General features: G+C 68.2%; 15 protein-coding genes and 1 tRNA gene. 11 read left to right on the top strand and 5 right to left on the bottom strand.

All coding sequences use genetic code 11. The features are described from left to right. Nucleotides 1–170: 170 nt before the first annotated feature. From C8J24_RS08190 to C8J24_RS08145, 10 genes are all read left to right on the top strand, one after another. Nucleotides 171–1,646, top strand: coding sequence for a DNA methyltransferase (locus tag C8J24_RS08190; RefSeq protein ID WP_107931641.1), 1,476 nt, complete (start codon nt 171–173; stop codon nt 1,644–1,646). A gap of 156 nt (nt 1,647–1,802) precedes the next feature. After that, nucleotides 1,803–2,021, top strand: a complete 219-nt coding sequence (gene infA / locus C8J24_RS08185; RefSeq protein WP_031441079.1) for a translation initiation factor IF-1 — start codon at nt 1,803–1,805, stop codon at nt 2,019–2,021. A 45-nt stretch (nt 2,022–2,066) separates the two neighbouring features. Then, the gene (locus tag C8J24_RS08180; protein ID WP_107931639.1) at nt 2,067–2,636 is read left to right on the top strand and encodes a Maf family protein; all 570 of its coding nucleotides are present in this window, start codon (nt 2,067–2,069) and stop codon (nt 2,634–2,636) included. Continuing rightward, nucleotides 2,629–3,585 carry a ribonuclease gene (locus tag C8J24_RS08175; protein WP_107931637.1) on the top strand — a complete coding sequence of 319 codons (957 nt, stop codon included), beginning with the start codon at nt 2,629–2,631 and terminating at the stop codon, nt 3,583–3,585. Before C8J24_RS08180 ends, C8J24_RS08175 begins: the two co-directional genes overlap by 8 nt. Next, complete coding sequence (locus C8J24_RS08170; protein ID WP_081877796.1) at nt 3,585–3,758, top strand: DNA gyrase inhibitor YacG; 174 nt, start codon at nt 3,585–3,587, stop codon at nt 3,756–3,758. Before C8J24_RS08175 ends, C8J24_RS08170 begins: the two co-directional genes overlap by 1 nt. Before the next feature lie 53 nt (nt 3,759–3,811). Next, nucleotides 3,812–3,887: transfer RNA gene (locus tag C8J24_RS08165), tRNA-Phe, on the top strand. Nucleotides 3,888–4,221: 334 nt separating this feature from the next. Continuing rightward, nucleotides 4,222–4,554, top strand: a complete 333-nt coding sequence (locus C8J24_RS08160) for a hypothetical protein (protein ID WP_107931635.1) — start codon at nt 4,222–4,224, stop codon at nt 4,552–4,554. Nucleotides 4,555–4,577: 23 nt separating this feature from the next. Continuing rightward, nucleotides 4,578–6,521, top strand: a complete 1,944-nt coding sequence (locus C8J24_RS08155) for a sialate O-acetylesterase (protein ID WP_208620938.1) — start codon at nt 4,578–4,580, stop codon at nt 6,519–6,521. 38 nt (nt 6,522–6,559) lie between these two features. Further along, nucleotides 6,560–9,235, top strand: a complete 2,676-nt coding sequence (locus C8J24_RS08150; protein ID WP_244180570.1) for a glycoside hydrolase family 3 C-terminal domain-containing protein — start codon at nt 6,560–6,562, stop codon at nt 9,233–9,235. Then, complete coding sequence (locus tag C8J24_RS08145; RefSeq protein ID WP_107931633.1) at nt 9,232–11,136, top strand: NPCBM/NEW2 domain-containing protein; 1,905 nt, start codon at nt 9,232–9,234, stop codon at nt 11,134–11,136. Before C8J24_RS08150 ends, C8J24_RS08145 begins: the two co-directional genes overlap by 4 nt. A gap of 18 nt (nt 11,137–11,154) precedes the next feature. Here C8J24_RS08145 and C8J24_RS08140 read toward each other — a convergent pair whose 3' ends face one another. The 5 genes from C8J24_RS08140 to C8J24_RS08120 all read right to left on the bottom strand — a co-directional run bounded on the left by C8J24_RS08140 (nt 11,155) and on the right by C8J24_RS08120 (nt 17,834). Further along, the gene (locus tag C8J24_RS08140) at nt 11,155–12,720 is read right to left on the bottom strand and encodes a glycoside hydrolase family 43 protein (protein WP_107931631.1); all 1,566 of its coding nucleotides are present in this window, start codon (nt 12,718–12,720) and stop codon (nt 11,155–11,157) included. Further along, nucleotides 12,717–13,784, bottom strand: a complete 1,068-nt coding sequence (locus tag C8J24_RS08135) for an alpha/beta hydrolase (protein ID WP_107932694.1) — start codon at nt 13,782–13,784, stop codon at nt 12,717–12,719. The genes C8J24_RS08140 and C8J24_RS08135 overlap by 4 nt, the downstream gene beginning before the upstream one ends. A gap of 51 nt (nt 13,785–13,835) precedes the next feature. After that, on the bottom strand, nt 13,836–15,467 hold the full coding sequence (locus tag C8J24_RS08130; RefSeq protein ID WP_107931628.1) for an alpha-N-arabinofuranosidase: 1,632 nt from the start codon (nt 15,465–15,467) through the stop codon (nt 13,836–13,838). Nucleotides 15,468–15,571: 104 nt separating this feature from the next. Beyond that, nucleotides 15,572–17,011 (bottom strand): family 43 glycosylhydrolase, encoded by a 1,440-nt coding sequence (locus C8J24_RS08125; RefSeq protein ID WP_107931626.1) that lies wholly within the window; start codon nt 17,009–17,011, stop codon nt 15,572–15,574. Between the two features lie 43 nt (nt 17,012–17,054). Beyond that, complete coding sequence (locus tag C8J24_RS08120; RefSeq protein ID WP_244180568.1) at nt 17,055–17,834, bottom strand: acetylxylan esterase; 780 nt, start codon at nt 17,832–17,834, stop codon at nt 17,055–17,057. 226 nt (nt 17,835–18,060) lie between these two features. Here C8J24_RS08120 and C8J24_RS08115 point away from each other — a divergent pair, with 226 nt between their 5' ends. Further along, nucleotides 18,061–20,667, top strand: a complete 2,607-nt coding sequence (locus tag C8J24_RS08115; RefSeq protein WP_107931624.1) for a glycoside hydrolase family 9 protein — start codon at nt 18,061–18,063, stop codon at nt 20,665–20,667. Nucleotides 20,668–20,672 lie beyond the last annotated feature (5 nt).

Raw genomic sequence — 20,672 nt, 5'->3', positions numbered from 1 at the left:
CGATCCTCCCCCGCAAGGGGGAGGTAGCAGGTGCAGCCTGACGGAGGGGGCGGCACGCGCTGCCCCCTCCGTAACACCCCCCCGCCAATACCGCCGTAACGGACCCGATAGACCGTCCGCGGATGCATCTGGCTTGGACGGACCGGCTTGCGCCCCCGCATCCTGCCCCGATGCGCAACCGCCCCGAGAACCACCTCTTCTATGGCGACAATCTCGCCGTCCTCCGCAAGGAGATCGCCGACGAGAGCGTCGACCTGATCTATCTCGACCCGCCGTTCAATTCGAACGCGACCTACGGCATCCTGTTCAAGGAACCCGACGGCCGCGCCTCGAACGCGCAGATCGAGGCGTTCGAGGACAGCTGGCACTGGAACGACAGCGCCGAGGAAGCCTTCGACCAGGTCGCGCGCAGCGGCAATACCAAGGCGTTCGACCTGCTCAACGCGATGCGCGGGTTTCTCGGCGACAATGACATGATGGCGTATCTGGCGATGATGGCGGTGCGGCTGCTCGAACTGCACCGTGTTCTGAAACCGACCGGCAGCCTCTATCTCCACTGCGACCCGACCGCGAGCCACTATCTGAAACTTCTTCTCGACGCGACGTTCGGCAAACGGCAGTTTCAGAACGAGATCATCTGGAGCTATCGGCGCTGGCCGACGGTCTCCCACCGCTTTCAACGGATGCACGACTGCCTGCTGTTCTACAGTAAGACCGAAACGGGCAATCTGTTCAACGTTCTGACGATGCCCCCGTCGGCGAGTTCGATCAAACGTTGGCGCGGGGCGATGCAGAAAGTGACCTTCGCTCCCGACGGAACCCGCAATCCCACGCAGGAAAGCGGCACGTCGCCAGGCGTCGCGATGAACGACGTATGGGACATTCCTATCATCGCCCCGGTGTCGCGGGAGCGTCTCGGCTATCCGACCCAGAAGCCGGTGGCCCTGCTCGAACGCATCATCGGCGCGTCGTCGAACGAAGGCGACGTGGTGCTCGATCCGTTCTGTGGCTGCGGCACGGCGGTCCATGCCGCGCAGAAAATGGGCCGGCAATGGACCGGGATCGACATCACGCATCTCGCCATTTCGCTGATCGAAAAGCGCATGAAGGACGCGTTTCCCCGCGTCACCTTCACGGTCGAAGGCACCCCCAAGGACCTCGCCTCCGCACGCGATCTGGCGCTGCGCGACAAATACCAGTTTCAGTGGTGGGCGGTGTCGCTGGTCGATGCGCTCCCCTTCGGCGGCCGCAAGAAGGGGGCGGATGGCGGGATCGACGGGCTCATCTATTTCAACGATCACGATGTCGCCGCAGGAAAGATGGTCACGCACCGCGCGATCGTCTCGGTCAAGGGCGGGCTCAATCCCGATGTGACGATGGTCGAGACGCTCGCCGCGACGATCGCGCGCGAAAAGGCGCCGATCGGCGTGCTGATCATGAACGCCAGGCCCACGCGCGAGATGGAGCGCCGCGCCGCCGCGGTCGGCATCTACCGCGCCGGCGTCGACGAGACGTTCCCGCGGCTTCAGATCCTGACGCTCGCCGACCTGTTCCAGGGCAAGCGGCCGCGGATCCCCAATGTCGACCGCGCCGCCTTCCGCCGCGCCGCGCGCGAAGCCACCGGCACACAGCCCGGGCTGCTGTGACGCGCCCTTGTTTCGGACGCGGCAAACACCGACATCCAAGTCTGACGGGCGCGTATGGGCATAAGGGCCATGCGCGCCTTTCGGGCGTGCTTTCCTTTTTCGCGAACCTGCGGTAAGGGCGCTCGTCCCGAAATTCCCCCAATTCAGAGATTATATTTGGCCAAGGAAGAACTGCTCGAGATGCGCGGCCGCGTGGTGGAACTCCTCCCCAACGCGATGTTCCGGGTACAGCTCGAAAACGACCACGAGATTCTCGGTCACACCGCCGGCAAGATGCGCAAGAACCGCATCCGCGTGCTGGTCGGCGACGAGGTGCTGTGTGAGCTCACCCCGTATGATCTGACCAAGGGTCGCATCACCTACCGCTTCAAATAAGCGCTGGCCGCGGGTCGTCCGCGGTCGTGCAGCAAGATCGAGGCAATTGTGCTCGTCCTAGCCTCCTCCTCGCCCCGCCGCCGCGACCTGCTGGCGCGGCTTGGCGTCGTGCCGTCGCGCGTTGCGTCCCCCGATATCGACGAAAGCCCGCACCGGGCCGAAGTGCCGCGCGCCTATGCGCTGCGTCTCGCGGTCGAGAAGGCGTGCGCGGTCGATCGTGCGGCGGGTGAGATCGTCATCGCCGGCGACACCACCATCGCGCTCGGCCGCCGCATCCTGCCGCCCGCCGACACGCCCGACATCCAGCGCGACCTGCTCGGCAAATTGTCCGGGCGACGTCATCACTGCCTATCCGCGGTCTGCGTGATCGACGCCGCCGGCACCGTCCGCACCCGCCTCGCCGACACGATCGTCGCGTTCAAGCCGCTGTCGAGCGACGAGATTGACGACTACATCGCGTGCGGCGAAGGGCTGGGCAAGGCGGGCGGCTATGCGATCCAGGGCCGCGCGGAGGCGTTCGTGCGCTTTCTCTCGGGCAGCCATTCGGGGGTTGTGGGGCTCCCGCTCTTCGAAACCCGCGCGCTGCTGAAGACCGCCGGCCTCGCGCTTGCCTGAACCCGGTCCCGTCTGGCTCTACGAAGCCGGCATCGGCGAAGACCGCGCCGCGCTGGTCGAGAATGACCAGATCGTCGAGGCACTGATCGAGCGCGACGACGTGGCGCTGCGCGTCGGCCATGTCGCACGCGCACGTCTCGTCGAGGCGCTGGGCGGCGGGCGCGGCCGCATCGCGCTCGACGGCGGCGAGGCGCTGGTCAGCCATCTGCCGCCCGGCATCACGCAGGGCGCCAGCCTGACCGTCGAGATCGTCCGCGAGGCCCTGCCCGAGGCCGGCCGCGCCAAGCTCGCCAAGGCGAACGCCACCGATCGCCCACCCTGCGCCGCGCCGACGCTGTACGACCGTCTCGTCGCGACCGGCCTGCCGATCCACGCCCCGCGCGCGCACGAGCCCGATGCGCTGGAGGCCGCCGGCTGGTCCGAACTGCTCGACGAGGCGATGAGCGGCGAGATCGTCTTCCCGCTCGGCGCGCTGCGGCTGTCCCCGACGCCGGCGATGACGCTGTTCGATGTCGACGGCGCGCCGCCGCTCGACCCGCTGGCGGTCGCCGCCGCGCACGCCGTCGCGCGCGCGATCCGCCGCCACGGGATCGGCGGCTCGATCGGCGTCGACTTCCCCACCATCGCGGGCAAGGCGCAGCGAAACGCCGTCGCCGCGGCGATCGACGCGACGCTGCCGCCCCCGTTCGAGCGCACCGCGGTCAACGGCTTCGGCTTTCTGCAGATCATCCGCCCGCGCGCCCGCGCCTCGATCCCCGAGATCCTGCGCGCCGATCCGGTCGGCGCCGCCGCCCGCGCGGCGTTGCGCACGCTCGAACGCACCCCGCCGACCGCCCCGCGGCGCCATGCGCTGCCCGCCGCGGTCCATGCCCGCCTCATGGCGCACCCCGACTGGCTGGCGACGCTCGCCCGTCGTACGGGCGTCGTCCACGATCTGGAGAGCCGTTGATGCCCGCCGTGAAATGCCCGATCTGCGGCCAGCCCGCCGTCCCCGACTACGCCCCCTTTTGCTCGAGCCGACACCGCGACCGCGACCTGCTGCAATGGCTCGGCGAAGGCTATCGCATCCCCGGTCGCGCAATATCGCAAACGGGGCTAGACAGCGGTGAAGAGCCCGACTAAACGCGCCCTTCCGATCGCACGATCGGCCCTTCATCCGATCCCGATCGGACGATGCCCGGATAGCTCAGTTGGTAGAGCATGCGACTGAAAATCGCAGTGTCGGCGGTTCGACCCCGTCTCCGGGCACCATTTTTCTTCTGATATTGCAACGCCGAACCGTACTTTGCGGCAGGCGTTCACGTGCGTTCAGCCACCGCATCATGCCGTTCATGGTCCAGCCTCACCCGGGCGGCCATTCAGCCTATAGTCTTGTCAATCATACTCCAGATCGCATGGCGCTCCGGCATTTGAGAGCTGTGTTGGATTCACTCGGACAAATACTTGCAAAGCCCGACATCCGGGTTAGTGTGAGCGCTATCGCAAATGCTAAATTGCGCATCTCCTTCTGAAGTCGGAGACATGCAATTCGGTCGCCCATGCCCCACGCACGATGAGGCAATGCGACCCATGAGGGGAGGTCAGGATGGGCTCGACGACGTCTGCTGCTTCCACCGTTGCGGCCCAAAACCCGACGCTCGCCCGCCGTGGCCCTGCAGTCGCGCACGTGATCAGCGTTGCCGCGCTGACCTGCGCGCTGCCCGCCTTCGCGCAAGACATTGCCATTCAGAGCAACACGCTACCCCTGCCCGCGATAGACGGGGCTGGTAACGACATAGTCGTCAGCCTCCGCGCACGCACGGCGGTGATGCCCGGCTCGATCGAAAACGACGCCCCGACACACCGTCTGGTGGCCAGCCCGCCTCACCACCGCGATCGTATCCACCGTTTCGTTCGCTCCGGGCTCCAGCCCGTCTGACCTGCCAGAGGACCCATCGAATCATGCAACGCCTGCCTGTGCGTCTCGCCATCGCCGTCCTTCTCGCCAGCAGCGCGTCCGCCGCGCTGGCCGCCCCGCGCCTCGACGGCGTGCTGACCGATCACGCGGTGATCCAGCGAGGTCAGCCGATCGCGCTGACCGGCGACGCGGCGGCGGGGGAGACGGTGATGATCACGCTGGCGGGGCGTTCGGTCACGGCAAAGGCGGACCAAAAGGGCCGCTTCGCCGCGGAGCTGCCCGCGCTCGACGCCGGCGGTCCCTATGATCTGACGATTGCGGCGCAGAGCGGCGCGGCGGTGCTGCACGATGTGCTGATCGGCGATGTCTATCTCTGCTCGGGCCAGAGCAACATGGAACTGGCGGTCAGCGAGGCGCAGGACTTGATCCCCGACGCGCATGCACCCGTCGACGCCGGCCTGCGCCTGCTGACCATCCCGAAGCGCGCCGCCGCGACGCCCGTCGCGCGGCTCGACGATGCGGTGCGCTGGACCGTCGCCGGCCCGGCGAGCCAGCCCGCCTTCTCCGCGGCCTGCTTCTACATGGCGCAGGCGCTCCGGCGGAGGGCGGCCGTGCCGATCGGTGCGATCCATTCGAGCTGGGGTGGATCGCGGATCAGCGCGTGGATGAGCGATCCCGCGCTGCGGCAGGCGGGGCTCGGCGACCAGGCGGATCTGCTGGCGCTCTATGCCCGCGATCCCGGGGCGGCGAACCGGCGTGCGATGACGCTGTGGGAGACATGGTGGCGGACCGGATCGGGCGACGCGGTCGGCCGCGAGCCGTGGCAACCCGGCGCCACGCTCGACTGGCAGGCGGTGCCCGAGATGACCAATTTCGAAACCTGGGGCATCGCCGACCTCGCCAGCTACAACGGCATGCTGTGGTATCAGCGCAGCGTCGAGATCACCGCCGAACAGGCGCGCGGTCCCGCCACGCTCGTGCTGGGGACGATCGACGATGCCGACCGGACCTGGGTCAACGGGATCGGTGTCGGCGGCAGCAGCCTCGCCTCACAATCGCGCGTTTATGCGCTGCCCGTCGGCACGCTGAAGGCTGGGCGCAACGTCATCACCGTCAACGACGACGACGTCTATGCCTATGGCGGGATGACCGGTCCTGCGGACACGATGCGTATCACCTTCGGGGACGGGAGCAGCGTGCCGCTCGGCGATGGCTGGCGCTATGCGAAGGCGCGGCGGATCGCGGGTTCCGCCCCTCGGGTGCCGTGGGACGACATCAACGGCGCCGGGACGCTCTACAATGCGATGATCGCACCGCTCGGCCGGACGCGCGTCGCCGGGATCGCCTGGTACCAGGGCGAGTCCGACACCGGCATACCGGGCTATGATCAGCGTCTCACCGCGCTGATCGCCGACTGGCGCACGCGTCTCGGCAGCCCGCAGGCCGGCTTCGCCATTGCCCAGCTCGCTGGCTACGGCGCACCGTCCTTTGCGCCAGGCGAGAGCGGCTGGGCCACCGTGCGCGATGCGCAACGTCGCGTCGCCGCCGCGGACCGCCACGCCGGCGTCGCGGTCACGCTCGACATCGGCGATGCGTTCGACATCCATCCGGGTGAAAAACATGCGGTGGGGCAACGCCTTGCCCAGGTCATGCGGGCGACGGTCTATGGCGAACGGATCGCACCCTCGGGCCCGGCCCTCGCCCGTGCGCAGCGCGCAGCGGGCGGTGGCGTCGCGCTCGACTTTTCCGGCGTGACCGGCGCGCTGCACGCGAAGAGCGCGCGCGCGGCGATCGGGTTCGAGCTGTGCGGTGCCGCCGCCGCAAGCTGTCGCTACGCATCCGGCACGGTCGTCGGCTCGCAGGTGACGCTGCCCGGCGACGGCCAGCCCGTCACGCGGGTCCGCTATGCCTGGTCGGACGCGCCCGCGATCAATCTGGTCGACGATGCGGGGCTGCCCGTCGGCCCGTTCGAAACGCCGCTATCGTGATGCGCCGGCGGCGGCGTCCTGCGAGCATGGGGGAGACGATGATGCGCAAGAGTTCGATACCCACCCGGCGCGCGGCGACCCGCCCGTCGCTTGCGCTTGCAATCGCGCTCGTCGCGGCCCCGGTCGCTGCGCAGACCAGCCCGGCCGCGCCCGACCAAGCCACGGTCATGGCCACCGCGCTCGTCGCGCAGCTGCGCGCGGACGAGAAGCTGCCCCAACTGCTCAACGTCGCGCCCGCCATCCCGCGGCTCGACATTCCAGCCTATAACTGGTGGACCGAATCGCTCCACGGCGCGATGGGGCCGATCGCGACGACCAATTTTCCCGAGCCGATCGGTCTGGCCGCGAGCTTCGATGCGCCGCTCGTCGAGGCGGTGGCCGGCGCGATCAGCACCGAGGTCCGCGGGCTTCACACGCTGGCGCGCGAAACCGGGCGGGTCGGGCATATCGGCACCGGGCTCGACAGCTGGTCCCCCAACATCAACATCTTCCGTGATCCGCGCTGGGGGCGCGGGCAGGAAACCTATGGCGAGGATCCCGTCCTGACCGCGGCGATGGGCGTCGCCTTCGTCCGTGGCCTGCAGGGCCCCGATCCCGAGCACCCGCAGGTCATCGCCACGCCGAAGCATTTCGCCGTCCACAGCGGGCCGGAAGCCACGCGGCACCAGGCCAATGTCTATGTCTCCGCGCACGACCTTGAGGATACGTTCCTGCCGGCGTTCCGCGCAGCAATCGTCGACGGACAGGCGGGGTCGGTCATGTGCGCGTATAACCGCATCAACGGCCAGCCCGCCTGTGCCAGTGACCCGCTGCTCAAGACGCATCTGCGCGGCGCCTGGGGGTTTTCGGGCTATGTCGTGTCCGATTGCGACGCGGTGAAGGACATTGCCGACAACCACAAATATGCCCCCGATGGCGCGGCCGCGGTCGCCGCGGCACTGCGCGCGGGTGTCGACAATGAGTGCAGCGGCGATACGCTGAGCGACACGGCGGGGCTCGACGCCCGCTATCGCACCGCGTTGCAGCGCGACCTCGTCACCCAGGCTGATATTGACCGCAGCCTCGTCCGCCTGTTCGCGGCGCGCTACCGCACCGGCGATCTGCCCGGTCTGGCCGGCGCGCCCGCGGCGGTGCCGGTCGACGCGGTCGGTGCCGCCGAGCATCGCCGGCTCGCGCTGACCGCCGCCGAACGGTCGATGGTATTGCTGAAGAATGACGGCGTCCTGCCGCTGCGCGCCGGGACGAAGGTCGCGGTGATCGGGCCGCTGGGCGACGCCACGCGCGTGTTGCGCGGCAATTACGCATCGCCCTTGTCGGGACCGCCCGTCTCGATCGTCGACGGCCTGCGCACGACGCTCGGCAGTGACAGAATCACGCTGGTCCCGTTCGGCGAGTCCGTCACCGATGGCGACCGCGTTCCGACCACCGCGCTGCAGACCCCCGACGGCAAGCCGGGCGTGCTCGCACGCTATTACAACCCGGTCACCCCGCTGCCTGCCGCCTTTGCCCCCGGCACGCGCGACGCGATCGTCGCGGCGGTGCGCTATCGGGACACCCCCGTCGTGACCCGGATCGAACCCGATGTCGGCGACCGTCAGCTCGCGCTCGCCGGGGTCGCGGACGTGCACCGGACGATCCGCACCGGATTTCTCATTCCCCCCGAAACCGGCACCTATCGCCTCGGCCTGTCGGGGGCGGGCGGCGTGCTGGCGGTCGACGGGGTGGTCGTGTCGGACCGTCGCAAGGCGCGCTGGAACGATCTGCCCGGGATGAAGACGCTCACGCTCACCGCCGGGCGACGCTACCGCATCGAGGTCGACGGCGGCGGCGTCGATCTCGTCTGGAAACGCGTATCGGACGATCCGAGCGCCGCGCTGAAACGCGCCGCCGCGGCCGCCGACATCGTCGTCGCGGTCGTCGGCCTCACCTCCGATCTCGAAGCCGAAGAAACCGGCGTCAGCGTCCCGGGCTTCGCCGGCGGCGACAAGACCACGCTCGACCTTCCCGCCGACCAGATCGCGATGCTCGAACAGGCACGCGCCGCGGGCAAGCCGATCGTGCTGGTCGCGATGAACGGCAGCCCGATCAATCTCGCCTGGGCCAAGGATCACGCGGCCGCCATCCTCGAGGCCTGGTATCCGGGCGAACAGGGCGGGCTCGCCGCGGCGAATATCCTGACCGGCCGGACCAATCCGTCGGGCCGGCTGCCGCTGACCTTCTACCGCAGCGTCGCAGATCTGCCGCCGTTCGGCGACTATGCGATGGCCGGGCGCACCTATCGCTATTTCACCGGCACGCCCGTCTATCCGTTCGGGGCGGGGCTCAGCTACACGCGCTTCGCCTATGACTCGGTCCGGGTCGAACCCGCGCCGGGCGGGGCGGAGACCGGCATCCGCGTCACCGCGCGGCTCCGCAATATCGGCAAGCGCGCGGGCGCCGAAGTCGCGCAGCTCTACCTCGATTTTCCCGACCGGCCCGGCACGCCGCGGATCGCGTTGCGCGGATTTCGCCGCGTCGACCTCACCCCCGGAGAAACCCGCATGCTCAGCTTCGACCTCTCGCCGCGCGACCTGAGTTCGGTCGCACTCGACGGCACGCGATCGGTCGCTGCCGGCACGTACCGCGTGACGCTGGGGTCGGGCCAGCCCGGCACCGGCGCTCCGGGCGCGACGACACGCTTCACCGCGCGCGCTTCCGCGGCGCTGCCGCTATGATCGCCCGCTCGATCCTGCTGCTCGGCACCGCGCTCGCGTTCGCCGGTGCCGCCGCCTCGCCCGCCCACGCCGCCCCGCGCGATCCGCTTGCGGCGACCGGCCGGTGGAGCGCGAACGCCGATGGCCACGCCCCCGTCCCGCCGATGGGCTGGAATTCGTGGAACGCGTTCAACAGCGATGTCGACGAGGAGAAGGTGCTCGCCTCCGCGCAGGCGCTGGTCGACACGAAGCTGGCAACGCTCGGCTATCGCTACGTCAATATCGACGACGGCTGGTGGCTCAAGCGCCGCCAGCCCGACGGACGGATGATCATCCGTACCAGCCACTTCCCGTCTGCGGCGACCGGCCCCGACACGAGCTTCCGCCCGCTCACCGACCGGCTCCACGCGATGGGGCTGAAGGCCGGGATCTATTCGGACATCGGCCGCAACAGCTGCGGACAGATCTACACCCCCGATTTCAAGAACCAGCCCGAAGGCAGCGTCGCCGAACGCGAAGTCGGGCTCTACGGCCATGTCGATCAGGACATGAAGACCTATTTCCGCGACTGGAATTTCGATTTCATCAAGGTCGATGCCTGCGGTATCCGGGGGCTGCCCGCGGATGCGCCGCGCGTGCGATCGGGCCTGTATCGCGCGCTGCCGCCGCTGGTCGACATGCAGTCGCTCGGCCGGTCCGACGTGGCGGGTATCCGCCGCCTCTACGAAGATGTCGGGGCGGCGATCCGCGCCGAGGCGGGGGGACGGCCCTATGTCTATTCGCTGTGCCTGTGGGGCGCGGGCGACGTGCGCGCCTGGGGGAAGGACGTCGGCAACACCTCGCGCACCAGCGACGACATCCAGCCGCTCTGGCCGCGCATGCTGACCAATATGGACACCGTGACGCACCGTGCGCTCTATGCGCATCCCGGGTCGTGGAACGACGCCGACATGCTGTTCGTCGGGTCGGGGGATTTCGATCGCAGCCATCTCGTCGAGGCGCGGGCGCATTTCACGCTCTGGGCGATGCTGAACTCGCCGCTGATCATCGGCTATGACCTGCGCAAGCTGACGCCCGATCTGCTCGCGATCTTCGGCAATGCCGACATCGTCGGGCTGAACCAGGACCCGGCCGGCAACCAGGCGGTGCTCGCCTATGACTCGGACGAGGTGCAGATCCTCGTCAAGACGCTGGCCGACGGCAGCAAGGGCGTCGCCGTCGTCAACCGGACCGCGCAGCCCGCCAAGGCGACGCTGACCGCCGAGCATCTCAAGCTGCGCCCCGATACCGATGTCCGCCTGCGCGACCTGTGGAGCAAGGCGGACAGCAGCTTCCGCAAGGACATGGCCCTGTCGCTGGCCCCGCACGAGACGCGCGTATTCCGCGCCGCGGGCACCCGGCGCCTTGCCGACGGGCTCTATCTTTCCGAACAGACCGGGCGGGTCAATCCGGCGGTGGACGGGGTCGCATCGCCGCAGGCCGATCCGACCATCCACCATTCGATCACCCCCTGGATCGGCACGCACGGCCCGGGCGAGCATCCGCAATATGGCGGCTGGGGTGGGGCCGAGGCGGACCGGGCACCCTATGGCAAGCTGTTGCGGATCGCCGGGACGGACTTCGACACGGGGCTCGGCGTGCTCGGCCAGTCGCGTCTCGAGGTGCGCAATGCCGGGTTCACGCGCTTCGCGACGAAGGTCGGCGTCAACGATTCCGGCACCCCCAAGGCAGGCACGGTCACGTTCGAGGTCTGGGGCGACGGGCGCCTGCTCGCGACCTCGCCGGCGATGGCGTTCGGCATGGTCGCCGCGCCGCTGCGCGCGGACATCAAGGGGGTGCGGATCGTCGAACTCGTCGCTCGCGGCAGCACCTCGACCGCGACGCAACCCGTCGCCTGGGCGGAGGCGGCGCTGCTGCGATAGGCTGCGACCGGCCTTCGCCTACCGTGGCGCGTTGCCCGACGGTGTCAGTCGCGAGAGGCGGAAGCTGTCGATGTCGACCCAGCCCTCGCTCCAGGCGGGTGCGTAGCAGAACAGCGCGAACTGCTCGCCCTGGAACGTCCCGGTCTGCCATGCGAAGGCGAGCGGGAAGTCACCGCCGAGGCCAGTCCAGCGAACACCGTCTGCGCTATAGGCGACCCGGCCCCGGCTCGTCGTGAAATCCATGTCGGTGCGCAGCCACAGCGTATCGCCCTGCGGCAGGTCGGTGGTGGCACGCGTTTCGGTCTGCGCGCCCTCGACCCGGTCCGTCGTCACTTCCATCGCGACCCGTGCCCGGCGGTTCGCGTCGCGCGTCACGGTCAGGTTCGCGCTGATCTGTCCCAGGGTGCCAAAGCCGCAGCGATCGCCGGGTGCCAGACGAGCGATATCAAGCTTCACCTCGCCGCGGCTCGCAGGCCCCTGCCCCTTTTGCGTCAGTGTGTTACGCGCGGACCAGAACCGCTCCGCCACGGTCGGGCGCAATCGCAGCCAGCCGGGGCGTGCGGCAAGCGACCAGCGGTCCGGGTCGGGATTATGGTTCCACTGCCATTGCAGCCCGAGCAGCCGCCCGCCGAAGTCGTCCGACGTCGCAGGCTCGGCAAAGCGATGGCCCGCGATTGGCTTGGCTGCCTGACGCGGCACGCGGCCTGGCGCGGCGGGCGTACCCCAGACCGGCCAGTCGTCGCGCCAAAAGACCGGGCTGATATTGGTCATCCGCCCGATCGCGCCGCTATCCTCCATCACGAACCCGAACCAGCGCCCGTCCGGCAGATCGACCAGCGCGCCCTGATGCCCGCCGGTCGTGTCGTCGATCTGGTCGCGGGTTTCCCACGGCCCGAACAGGCTGCGCGACCGCGATACGGAGAGCGCGAGCCGCGGCGGCAGCGCGTTGAACAGATAATAATAGTCGCCACGCCGCAGCAGCTTCGACCCTTCGGCCCCCTTGATATAATGGACCTTGCGCGATGCCGTGACGTGCGCCAGCGCGCGGTCGAGCGTCAGCAGCGTGATCGTCCCGTCGGCGGTGCTCGCGGTGGCGAGATAGGCGCGGCCGTCGGGCTCGATGAACAGGCCGGGATCGAACGCCTGGCGATCGAGCTCATGGTAGCGCCACGGGCCGCGGACGTCCCTGGCATACCAGATCCGCGTATTCTGCCCGACCGGCGTATTGGCCAGATAATAGGTACCCGCGTGATAGCGCAGGCTCGAGGCATAGAGCCCCTTGCGATAGGCATTGCCGCCGACCAGGTCATATTGCGGCCGACCCTCGAGACGCGGCACCAGATGCGACGTGATCGTCCAGTTCACCAGGTCGCGACTGTGCAGGATCGTGATCCCCGGCGTGTTCGCAAAGGTCGTCGACGCGAAATAATAGTCGCGACCGACGCGGATGATGTCGGGATCCGGATAGTCCGCATAGAGCACCGGGTTGCGGTAGCTGCCATCGCCCTGATCCGACCGCCAGACCTGCGCCGAGGCCGCGGTCGCGAGGAGCAGGCCAGCGGCGAACGCCGATCCCGCCTTCATTTGCCGAACGCCAGCGCGCGCGCGAAGAACGGCATCATCTGGTCCTGCACACGTCCCGCAACGCCACTGGTATGATCGCCCGGATAGATCGCGAAGCTGTTGGCGATACCGTAGCGGTCGAGCGCCTCGTGAAACTTGACCGCGTCATCCTTCAATCCGTCGCGGTCCCCCACGTCGATCCCGATCGCGGCATAGCGGCGCAGGTCACCGGCATATTGGTCGAGCATGGCGAGCGGGGCGTTGGCGGCCCAGCGCGCGGTCACGTCGGGCTGGGGCTGGCCGTTCTTGACGGGCAGGTCGAGATAGAGCGGCGGGGCCTTGGGATTGGGCGACCAGGCGGCGGCGGTCGCGAGTTGCGCCCGCACGCCCCAGGGCAGTGTCGCGCCGTCGTTGGGCGACTTCAGCGCCCGGATCGTGGCCTCGACCGCGGCATCGGGGGTGCCCAGCGCGCGCGTCGACAGGCAGCAGGGGCTCATCATGTAGAGCGCGCCGAAAATATCGGCATGCTTCATCCCGATCCGCGCGGTGCCATAGCCACCCATCGAATGCCCCGCGAGGCCGCGACTGCGACGATCCGCGATCGTCCGGTAATGCGTGTCGACATAGGCCACCAGGTCGTGCGCGACGAAGGCCTCGAAATCGCCCACCGTCACCGACCGCGAATAGAAGGAGCCGTTGTGCACCGTCTTGCTGTCGGGCAGCACGACGATCATTTCGCGGACGCCCTTGGCGAACGCCCCCTCGATCGTCTGCGGCACATGGATCTCGCCGATCCATTGCTCGACGCCGATCGAATAGCCGTGCAGCGCATAGACCACGGGATAGCGTTTGCCCGGACTGGTCCGGTAGCCGGGCGGAAGGATGACGATGACCGCGCGGTCGGGACTATTCCCCTCCAGATTGCCGGTGATGGCGGGGGAATGGACGGTGATGCGCTCGACCGTGACGGCCTTCGCCCCCGCCACGACCGCGGGCGCCGGGGTCTTCACCTGCGCGCCCGCACTCCCGATCGATGCCAGCCCCAGCGCCGCACCCAGCAGCCACGTTCCACCACGACTCCGCATCGCATCCCCCATCCATCGTCACTGCCGAACACGTCATGCCCGGCCGGCCGGTCAGCGCAGATCGAGCACCAGCACCGACTTTGCCGGGACGGTCACGCTCAGCGTCCCGCCCGCGATCCGGGCATCGGCAAAGGGCTGCGGGGTCACCGCATCCGGCGAATCGAAGCTGTTATGCGCGTCCATCGTCGGACCGGTGACGATCCGGCCGCTCGCCTGGGTCGCCTGCAACCCCGTCATCGCGACCGAGACCGGCATCGCCCGATTGGGGTCGAGGTTGACCAGCGCGACATGCACCTGCCCTGCCGCGTCGCGCACCGCGGACGCGCTGACCGCGGGCACCGCCACCTCGTCCTTGTGATACCAGGGCGATGTCAGCGTGATCGGCAACGAGGTCGCGCCCTGCCACGGCTTGTACAGGTCGAACACCCAATAGGTCGGCGTCTTCACCATCCTGGCGCCGTCGGTCAGCAGCATCGCCTGCAGCACGTTCACCATCTGCGCGATCGCCGCCATCTTCACCCGGTCGGCATGGCGCGCGAAGATGTTGATGTTGAGCCCCGCGACGACCGCATCGCGCACCGAATTCTGCTGCTCGAGAAAGCCCGGATTGCTGCCCGGCGTCGGGTCATACCATGTCCCCCATTCGTCGACCGCGAGCATCACGCGCTTGGCGGGATCATATTTGTCCATGATCGCCGAATGCTTGGTGATGAACTCCTCCATCTGCAGCGTGTGCGCCATGGTGCTTGCCCATTCGCGCTCGGCAAAGCCCAGCGCCGGCCCCTTGTCGGCCCAGTTCTTGTCGCGCGGACGCGTGTAGTAATGCAGCGCGAGTCCGTCGATATTCTTGCCGGCGATGCGCATCATCGCCTCGGTCCATTCATAGTTGGAATCGCTCGGGCCGCTCGCGATCTTGAGCATCGGACCGTTGGCGGACTTGGCGAACTGGGCATAGCGGTTGGTCAGGTCGGCGGCATATTCCGCACGCATGTTGCCGCCACAGCCCCATAGTTCGTTGCCGATGCCGAGATACTGGATCTTCCACGGCGCGGCGTGGCCGTTGCGCTCGCGCTCCTTGGCCAGCACCGTGGTACCCTGCGGCGCGGTCATGTATTCGACCCATTGCGCGGTCTCGGCAGGCGGTGCGCTGCCGACATTGGCCGAGACATAGGTGCTGCCGCCCAGCCGGTCCATCAGCCCGAAATATTCGTGCGTGCCGAAACTGTTATCCTCGTTGACGCCGCCCCAGTTGGTATTGACCTTGGTCGGCCGCGACTTGGTCGCGCCGATCCCGTCACGCCAGTGATATTCGTCGGCAAAGCAGCCGCCGGGCCAGCGCACCATCGGCACGTTGATCGCCTTCATCGCCGCGAGCACGTCGCGCCGGTAGCCGCCGTCATTGGGGATCCGCGAATTCTTGCCGACCCAGATGCCGCCATAGATGCCATGACCGAGATGCTCGGCGAACTGCCCGAACACGTCGCGGTGGATCTGCGGGCCGGGCTTGTCGGCCTGCAATGTCGCACTGGCCGTCTCCGCCGACAGGGTCTGCGCTGCGGCGCCGCCGGAGAGGGCCGTGCCGGCAAGGATCAGCGGCGCGAGCAGCGACGCGGCGGTGATGCGTCCCACGCGACGAGGGCGGATGGCGCACGACCGTGCGATGCGAGGACTGATCCGGTTCATGCTCTCCCTTTCGGCCCCTTGGCGAAGCCCCGTCTTTTGAAGTTAATAGTAGGAGTAGTCGACTCTACGCATCCGTCAACCGCGGTTGGTGACCGATGGCCGTATCAGGGTCGTTTGAACGTCCACCGTCCCGCCGGGCTTGCCGGATCGAATGCCGCAAGGGTCGGCGTGCTCGCACCGATCGCGACCAGCGCGAGATCGCGCCCGTCGCCCGGCACGGCTTTCGGTTTGATCCGGTAACTGCCGTCGGTGAGCTGATCGATCTGCCATAGGGGCTCGGCGCCTGCGGTGGCGGCGGTGATCGTCTCGACCTCCCCGTTCGGGGTGGCGGCGAGCATGCGCGACGTGCCTGCGATCGCGATCCGGTAATAGGGGGCGCCGAAATAGCCCCCCGCCGCGGGCACCGGCGTGATCGTCCACAACTGATGCGGCCGCACCAGATAGTCCGCCAGATCCACCCGGATCCGCCCGCGTGGCCAGTCGGCAGAATCCTGAGCCAGCGTCTGGTCGGGGATCGGCCCGACCGGATCGGTCGCGGCGGCCATGAAACTGCGGCGGACGTCGAACGGAATGCGGACGCTATCGGTCGCCAGACTCAAGGCATAGCCGCTGCGCTCGGAGGCGATCTCATAGGTGCCCGGCGCCACCGTCTCGCCCACGACCGGCCAGCCGCCCGTCCACCGCAGGGGTTCGATCGCAAGGACGCTCCGACCGCTGCGATCCATGTCGGCTTCATAATGGAGCGACAGCTTCTCGACCCCGCCGGCGAGCGCGATCCGTCCGAAATGCCCCGGTCCGATGCGGCGACCGCGCGCGCTGACGACCATCTTGCCGCCGCCCCGCAGCAGCGGGATCCCCATATGGTCGAGATAGGGGCCAAGCGGGCTGCGCGCCCGGCCGGCACGGATGTGATAGGTCGAATTGGGTCCGTCGCAGCACGTGCCGTGCGTCCCCAGCAGATAATAATAGCCGTCGCGATACAGCATCGCGGTGGCCTCCATGTCGATCGCCACGTCGACGGGCACGTTGCCCGCCATGCGCAGTCCCGTCTTCGGGTCGAGTTCGATCATCCGGATCGGGCCGAAATAGGTGCCGTAGGTCAGCCACAACCGCCCCTCGGCGTAGAGAAACGCAGGATCGATCGCATCCGCGGTCTCGACACCGTCGCTCGACGCGACGACGCCGATGTCGTGGAACTTGAAACGCGGCGATGCCGGATCGAGCGACAGCGTCCACATCATCTTGACCTGGCTGGCATGGCCGCCCCCCATGCCCCCGCCGCCGACCGCATAGGCGACGTAATAGCGGTCGCCGATCCTGATGACGTCGGGCGCCACCCCGCCGCCCGGCCGCTCGGGGCCGCCACGCCAGGTCCAGCCGTCTTCGGACACCAGCCCGCCGCCGCGGGTGCCGAACGTGTAGTATTTCCCGTCCGACAGCGTGACCGTCGAGGGATCGTGAATGAAGGGTTCGCCCGCCAGTTGCGCGGCGGCGGGCGCTGCGCCCGCAAACCCGAGGCACACCGCGATCAGTCCGCACCGCATCCGGAGACCTCCCTGTTGCCGAACCGCGGTATCGCGACGGGGGCTATCGAACATGGGTCGTCAGATCGGTGATCGGGCGGCCGGCTTCGTCGACGAAGCGGACGCAGAAGCTGCTCAGCCCGGGGCCGTTGATCACCGCGCCGCGGATGACGTTGCGTCCCTTGCGCAGCGTCAGGCGATCCGACAGCACGTCGTCCATCACCATGCGACGGTCGTTGAACAGCCCGACCGCCTCGGTGCCGTTCAGCCACCAGATCGATGCCGCGTTCGAACCGACCGCCAGGCGGACGTCGCGCTGCTCGCGGGGGCTGTCGACGATCGTCACCGCCCAGAATATCACGCCATAGGTCGGCGCCCCCAGTGCCTTGGCGAAGTCGAACAGCTTGACGTCAAACCCCTTCGAATCAAGTGCATGCCAGCGCAGTAGCGCAGCGGCCTCTTTGATCTGCCCGTCCCTCGGGATTGCGGCCGGCGACCCAGGCTGGGATGCGGCCAGGGCCTGCCGGACATAGGTGGCGGTAAAGCCGGTGTTCGTGCGGTTGGGTTTGGCGATCGGTTCGAGCAATAGCCAGCGGCGCAGAAAGCCGTCGCGATCGGGCGTGGTCGCCGCGTCCGGCACCGCCGTGAAATAGGGCGCCAGCGCAGGTGGTATCGGTCTGGCCGCAGTCTGGGGATCCGCCACGACGGCGATTGAGTCCGGACCTAGCGTCGCCAAAGGCTCCGCCGCCGTGCCGGGCGACAGGCCTGCCAGCAACGGCACGCATGCCCAGTGCACAAGCGATCCCCGCGGTGCACGACGCCGATCGATGATGAGCCCCGTCATCTCTCTCCCTCCGCCACGGCATCGGGTCGATCCACCGGCGCCTTCGCCCGATGCCTGCCCTGCTCGTAAGGCGGGAACGTAAGTCGATACCGCTATCATGTCCAGCCGCGTATCGGCTGGCTTTCCAAGGCCTGATGACATGGTAGCGCCGTCGAAAGTTAGCGCTATAGTCTGAGTAAGATTGACCGATCAGCAATCGGCGATACCGGGACTTGGGAGAGGGTATATGACGGGAACGGCTTGGTTTTGCCTGCTGGGGACACTGGTTTCGACCGCGACGCCCGGCGTGGCGCGCGCGCTGCCGCGCGATGCCGCAGCCCCGCAGGATGCCACCGCACGACCACGCATCGCGCCTGCCCACACAGGTCGGGCCGCGCGCCCGGACGCGGTTGCACCGACGCTTGGCGAGGCGGGCTATTACGAGGCGCCGGCCGTCAACGTGCTGGTCTTCTCGAACTGGTATGACGGGCTGTTCGCCGATTCGAAGATCAGCGGCGTCGAGATCATCCAGCAGGGCGAACGGATCGCGACCAATGGCGACGTGCGCCTGTCCGCCACGCCGGGGCAATGGGATGCGACCGCGCGATTCGTCGACCGGCAGGTCGATCGCGCGGCCGGCACCGTCACCGTCACGCTCGAATATCCCGACTATAACTGGCGATACCGGATCCGCTCCTCGACCAAGGGCGCGGCCGTCGCGCTGGCGGTGATCCTCGACGCGCCCGTTCCCGCGGCGCTTGCGGGCAAGGCGGGATTCAACCTCGAATTCCTCCCCGCCGCCTATTTTCACCACGGCTATATCGCGGACGATCGCAGCGGCGTCTTCCCGCTGCACCCCGCCGACACGATGACCGCGACGCCACAGCGCAATGCGGCGAGCGGTCGCGCCGAGGGGCCGGGCGCAGAGCCGAACGCCATTGCGCAGGGCACCCGCTTAGTCCTCGCGCCCGAGGATCCCGCCCGCCGCGTGACGATCCGCTCGAGCGCGCCGGTGCAGCTGTTCGACGGTCGTAATCAGGCGCAAAATGGCTGGTTCGTGCTCCGCTCGCTCATCCCCGCCGGGCGAACCGGGACCGTGCTCGAATGGGAGGTCCAGCCGAACAGCGTCCCGGGCTGGCTGCGCGCGCCCGTGATCGCGCATTCGCAGCTCGGCTATGCCCCCGGCGCACGCAAGGTCGCGACGATCGAGCTCGATCGCAACGATCGCACGACGGCACCGGCGCGGTTGCTCCGGGTCGGCACCGATGGCAGCACGACCGCGGTCAAGACCGCACCGGCGACCCGCTGGGGCGATTATCTGCGCTACAATTACCGGCAGCTCGACTTCAGCGACGTCCGCCAGCCCGGGCTCTACATGCTCGAATATGGCGCAACGCGCACCGCGCCGTTCCGCATCGCCGACGACGTCTATGCGGGCGCATGGCATCCGACGCTCGACGTCTACTTCCCCGTCGCAATGGATCACATGTACGTGAACGAGGGCTATCGCGTGTGGCATGGCGACGCGCACCGCGACGATGCGCGCCAGGCGCCGCTGAACCACGAACATATCGATCTCTACGCGCAGGGTCCGACCACCGATACAAAGTACAAGCCGGGGGAGCATATCCCCGGTCTCGCGGTCGGCGGCTGGTTCGACGCTGGCGATTTCGACATCCGCACCCAGTCACAATATCAGGTCGTTCGGTCGCTGGTCGACACTTGGGAGCAATGGCGCCCCACGCGCGACACGACCGCGGTCGACTGGACCCGTCGCCGGACCGAGATCCACGTCCCCGACGGCACGCCCGATCTGCTCCAGCAGATCCGCCACGGCACGCTGCAGCTCGTTGCCCAGTTCGATGCGGTCGGCCATGCGATTCACGGCATCGTCGAGCCCGACGTCGCGCAATATACGCATCTCGGCGACGCATCGACCAAGACCGACGGACTGATCCACGATCCGGCGCTGAAGCTCGGCGAGGAACGCGGTGGCCGCCGCGGGACGCCCGACGATCGCTGGGCCTTCACGACCAAGGCTTCGGCGCTCAATTATGGCTCGATCGCCGCGCTCGCCGCCGCATCGCGCTCCCTTGCCGAAGCCGATCCGGCATTGGCCAAGACGGCGCTGGGAATCGCGACGCGCGTCTGGGCGGAGGAGCAGACGCATGCCCCCGACCTGTACCAGCATGGCAACACCACCGGGGGCCCGCTCGACTCGGAGCGGTTCGCCGCCGCTGTCGAGTTGCTGCGCACGACCCGCGACCCGCGCTATGCCACCGCGGTCCAGACGCTATGGCCGGCGATGGAGCGGCGCTTCGCGTTCAACCTGCGCGACGCCGTCGCCGCGATCCCGCTCATGCCGCAAAGCTATCGCGAGGGCATGATCCCCGCGGTCCGCGCCTATGCGGCGGCGACGGTCAAGGCCGCCGCGGCAAACCCGTTCGGCGTGCCGATCACGACGGGCGGCTGGGCCGGAAGCGGCACGGTGATCGCTGGTGCGCTGAACGCCTATGCGCTGCACAAGGCGTTTCCCGACATCATGCCCGCCGATCCGGTGTTCCGCGGTGCGGAGTTCCTGCTGGGGCATCACCCCGGTTCGGACATCTCGTTCGTGTCGGGCGTCGGGACACGATCCAAGGAGGTCGCCTACGGCAACAACCGCGCCGACTTCTCGTTCATCGCCGGCGGCGTGGTGCCGGGTGTCCTGATCGTGAAACCCGATTTTCCCGAAAATCACGAGGACTGGCCGTTCTTCTGGGGTGAGAATGAATATGTCATTCCCGAAGGCGCGATGTGGATCGAGCTGGCGCACGCGGTTCAGGATCTCGCGGGCAAGCCCCCGGCGAAGTGACGCGC

Source organism: Sphingomonas aerolata (genome assembly GCF_003046295.1).
GTDB lineage: Bacteria > Pseudomonadota > Alphaproteobacteria > Sphingomonadales > Sphingomonadaceae > Sphingomonas > Sphingomonas aerolata.
Note: the sequence above shows the minus strand (reverse complement) of the source record. Positions and strands in the feature narration are given on the sequence as shown.

Excerpts from the sequence above, each read along its gene's own strand:
- C8J24_RS08115 (WP_107931624.1), top strand. The coding sequence starts at position 18,061 with ATGACGGGAACGGCTTGGTTTTGCCTGCTGGGGACACTGGTTTCGACC.
- C8J24_RS08150 (WP_244180570.1), top strand. The coding sequence starts at position 6,560 with ATGATGCGCAAGAGTTCGATACCCACCCGGCGCGCGGCGACCCGCCCG.
- C8J24_RS08170 (WP_081877796.1), top strand. The coding sequence starts at position 3,585 with ATGCCCGCCGTGAAATGCCCGATCTGCGGCCAGCCCGCCGTCCCCGAC.
- C8J24_RS08145 (WP_107931633.1), top strand. The coding sequence starts at position 9,232 with ATGATCGCCCGCTCGATCCTGCTGCTCGGCACCGCGCTCGCGTTCGCC.
- C8J24_RS08160 (WP_107931635.1), top strand. The coding sequence starts at position 4,222 with ATGGGCTCGACGACGTCTGCTGCTTCCACCGTTGCGGCCCAAAACCCG.
- C8J24_RS08125 (WP_107931626.1), bottom strand. The coding sequence starts at position 17,011 with ATGCGGTGCGGACTGATCGCGGTGTGCCTCGGGTTTGCGGGCGCAGCG.
- C8J24_RS08120 (WP_244180568.1), bottom strand. The coding sequence starts at position 17,834 with ATGACGGGGCTCATCATCGATCGGCGTCGTGCACCGCGGGGATCGCTT.
- C8J24_RS08140 (WP_107931631.1), bottom strand. The coding sequence starts at position 12,720 with ATGAAGGCGGGATCGGCGTTCGCCGCTGGCCTGCTCCTCGCGACCGCG.
- C8J24_RS08190 (WP_107931641.1), top strand. The coding sequence starts at position 171 with ATGCGCAACCGCCCCGAGAACCACCTCTTCTATGGCGACAATCTCGCC.
- C8J24_RS08130 (WP_107931628.1), bottom strand. The coding sequence starts at position 15,467 with ATGAACCGGATCAGTCCTCGCATCGCACGGTCGTGCGCCATCCGCCCT.
- C8J24_RS08135 (WP_107932694.1), bottom strand. The coding sequence starts at position 13,784 with ATGCGGAGTCGTGGTGGAACGTGGCTGCTGGGTGCGGCGCTGGGGCTG.
- C8J24_RS08155 (WP_208620938.1), top strand. The coding sequence starts at position 4,578 with ATGCAACGCCTGCCTGTGCGTCTCGCCATCGCCGTCCTTCTCGCCAGC.